Below are 2,909 nucleotides of genomic sequence, written 5' to 3'. Positions count from 1 at the left end.
ATTTCTCCACAAGTAAAGGGGTTAAGGGTATTTTGTTATCCTCTTGGAGGGGTTTGTGTAATTCCTCCTGTACTTCCCTGTCTTGGAAAAAGTCTTCCAAAAAAAGCGCGATCGCATCAGGAGCAGAGTAATAGAAAAGGCGCTGCTCTGGTGCCAAGGGTTCTTCTCGCATTAGCGCAGCTTTGAGTGCTTGCTCTAGTGCTTTGTGGATGTCGGCAGGAGTTAGCCTAGTTTGAATTTTTCTCCCTAAAATGGGGGCAACAGATTTAGCAACAACAGAAGCAATTTCCCAGGTCATAGGGCAAGCTCCATTTTCCCTCAACAAACAATTATTATCCTAGTTTTTAGTCATAAGCTTGCTGCTTCTTACTTCTGTTACCCCTATTGCCCCTCTTGAAAGATCCAATTTAGGTCATTTGCCAACAACCTGATCAAATCACGGCTATCCCTTATCCTTGCTCAGCTGTTTGAGTCTTCAGAGGTCTTTAATCGCCAACCGGGTTTAACGATCTGATTTCTACTACGAGCAATCACCAAGCTATCGTTTGGCACATCCTTGGTAACCACAGAACCAGCAGCCACAGTGACATCCTCTCCTAAGGTCAGTGGTGCCACCAGAACACTATTCGAGCCAGTCTTAGTGCGATCGCCTATCTCGGTTTTATGCTTTTTAACACCATCGTAATTGGCAGTAATCGTACCTGCGCCAATATTCACTCGTGACCCTAGGGTAGCATCTCCCAAATAAGATAGATGAGAGGCATTAGTGCGATCGCCTATCTGAGTATTTTTCAGTTCCACAAAATTTCCGATACGGCAGGATTCTCCTACTTGGGCATTACCCCGAAGATGAGAATACGGACCAATACGGGTGCCATCTTGAACCACAGAATCACTCACCACTGAATATAGCACGGTCACCTTGTCACCCAACTGGCTATTTTCAATCAGACTCCCTGGGCCAATCCTGCTACCAGCACCAATCACCGTCTTACCCCGCAAATGAGTTTGGGGCTCGATGGTGACATCAGGTTGCAATTGGACAGTGTCATCAATCGTGATACTGTTTGGGTTAATTAATGTCACCCCGGCCTTCATCCAGCTATCCTTAATCCGCTCTTGCAAAATCTGCTCAGCCATGGCCAGCTGTTTACGGTCATTAATCCCTAGAATTTCGTGGGTTACTTCCACATCCACTGCCATTACTGGATTAACCATGGTAACCGCATCCGTTAGGTAATACTCATTTTGGTCATTATCCGCAGACAGTTTTGGTAGAACCAAAGCTAATTCAGACCAGTTGAAGCAATAGACACCAGCATTGATGCGGTTATTTTGCTTTTGAGCATCAGTGCAATCCCGGTGTTCCACAATCTGTTGCAGGTGATTGTTACTATCACAGAAAACCCGTCCATAGCCCGTGGGATTGGGCAAATGGGCAGTTAGGATCGTAGCGCCATTGTTATGGGCTTGATGGCTTTCTAATAGTCGTTTAATGGTATCGGGACGCAACAAGGGAACATCACCATTTAAGACCAGTAAGTCTCCAGTATCGTCTGCCAAGTGGGGCAACAGTTGCTGGACGGCATGACCAGTACCCAATTGCTCTTTCTGTTCAACGAATTCTACATCCGTGTAGGCGCTCAGACTTTCTTTTACCCGTTCACTCTGATAGCCACAAATGACGATCACTCTGGAGGGGTTAATAGAAACACAACTGTTGAGCACTCGCTCCACCAGAGTTTGTGAACCCAAACGGTGACAGACTTTGGGCAGGTCAGATTTCATGCGAGTTCCGCGTCCTGCCGCTAGAATTGCTACTGCAACCATAGATTAGCTTTTTGCTTCCATCTTTGCATCCCTATCATACTAAGACTTGACTTCAGTTCAATGTCATAAATTGGCAGTTTTGTTAAAGATGCACGAGAGAGAATTAATAATTCAGGAGAAGAATGATGAATTTATTGGGAGAATAAATAAGATTATTACCGATAAAACTCTGATTAATTGCTAATTAAGTCAATAATTACCGTATTATGACTATAAAATGGGAGTAGGGAATCGGGAATCGGGAATCGGGAATCGGGAATCGGGAATCGGGACTGCATCGCTTAAACCTGTCTTGACTATTGCATGCCTTTTGCCTTTTGCCTGGCGTTGCGTCAGTCTTTGAATGAATAGGAGTAGAGTGGGCATCCTGCCCGCGCGAAAAGATCTCGAACGGGCAAGATGCCCATTCCACGGCAAGATGCCCATTCCACCTCACTCTTAAAATCATTCAATTATTAAGCAACACCTTTTGCCTTTTGCTACTCCCGACTCCCGACTCCCGACTCCCGACTCCCGACTCCCGACTCCCGACTCCCGACTCCCGACTCCCTGTTCCCTATTCCCTATTCCCTATTCCCTTTGCTCTCTCAACCAACGCTTTTTCCAATGAGAGGTTGCTTCAAGTAAAGAGTTTTGCTGCTCTAGGCGGCGTCGGTGTAAAATGTCCGAGGCTGAGTCAGATAAATTAGGGTCTCGGTAAGGCACAGCAGCACGAGTTTGCAAATGTTCTTGCTCTCGGATTGATAAGCTAGGTAAATCAGCTTCACTAAAGCTAGCGACAGTACCGGGTTGTCGATTTCCTACTTCAATGGTAGATCCAATCGTAAACCCAGCTGTGATCAGGGCAATTCTCACTGCTGCAGCACAAGAGTAGGTGGCTAGTCTACCGGTGTATGAGCAACATTGGGCTAAGTGTTGAATAAATTCTAGAGTCCATAATTGAGGACAGTTGGGTGGGGAAAAGGGGTCAAGAAAGATAGCATCGGCTTGGAAGTTACCTTGTTGCACCTGTTGGATAGTCTCTCTGGCATCACCGAGATATAGTTGAGCTTGGAATTGCTCGGTTTCAACCAGTCCAG

At 46.0% G+C, this 2,909-nt stretch carries 5 protein-coding genes; 1 reads left to right on the top strand and 4 read right to left on the bottom strand.

Annotation, left to right across the window (positions count from 1 at the left end; translation table 11 throughout):
* The 3 genes from F6K38_RS38555 to F6K38_RS38545 form a co-directional block, all read right to left on the bottom strand.
* Positions 1-298, bottom strand: a 298-nt coding sequence (locus tag F6K38_RS38555; protein ID WP_287360215.1) for a hypothetical protein, incomplete at its 3' end; no start/stop codon positions are given.
* A gap of 161 nt (positions 299-459) precedes the next feature.
* The gene (glmU, locus tag F6K38_RS38550) at positions 460-1,830 is read right to left on the bottom strand and encodes a bifunctional UDP-N-acetylglucosamine diphosphorylase/glucosamine-1-phosphate N-acetyltransferase GlmU (protein WP_287360214.1); all 1,371 of its coding nucleotides are present in this window, start codon (positions 1,828-1,830) and stop codon (positions 460-462) included.
* Between the two features lie 210 nt (positions 1,831-2,040).
* Entirely contained in the window at positions 2,041-2,256 is a 216-nt protein-coding gene (locus tag F6K38_RS38545) for a hypothetical protein (RefSeq protein ID WP_287360212.1), read from the bottom strand.
* A gap of 43 nt (positions 2,257-2,299) precedes the next feature.
* Between F6K38_RS38545 and F6K38_RS38540 the strand changes: the two genes are divergently transcribed.
* A complete protein-coding gene (locus tag F6K38_RS38540) occupies positions 2,300-2,440 on the top strand; it encodes a hypothetical protein (protein ID WP_287311315.1) in 141 nt (46 codons plus the stop codon).
* Here the strand turns inward: F6K38_RS38540 and F6K38_RS38535 are convergent.
* Positions 2,401-2,909, bottom strand: a 509-nt coding sequence (locus F6K38_RS38535) for an MnmC family methyltransferase (RefSeq protein WP_287360210.1), incomplete at its 5' end; no start/stop codon positions are given. The genes F6K38_RS38540 and F6K38_RS38535 overlap by 40 nt on opposite strands.

Origin of the sequence: Moorena sp. SIO3B2 (assembly GCF_010692525.1) — a bacterium.
Classification (GTDB): Bacteria; Cyanobacteriota; Cyanobacteriia; order Cyanobacteriales; family Coleofasciculaceae; genus Moorena; species Moorena producens.
This window is presented reverse-complemented; position numbering and strand designations above follow the sequence as displayed.

Coding starts and splice junctions, on each gene's coding strand:
- F6K38_RS38545 (WP_287360212.1), bottom strand. CDS start 2,256: ATGGGCATCTTGCCGTGGAATGGGCATCTTGCCCGTTCGAGATCTTTT.
- glmU (WP_287360214.1), bottom strand. CDS start 1,830: ATGGTTGCAGTAGCAATTCTAGCGGCAGGACGCGGAACTCGCATGAAA.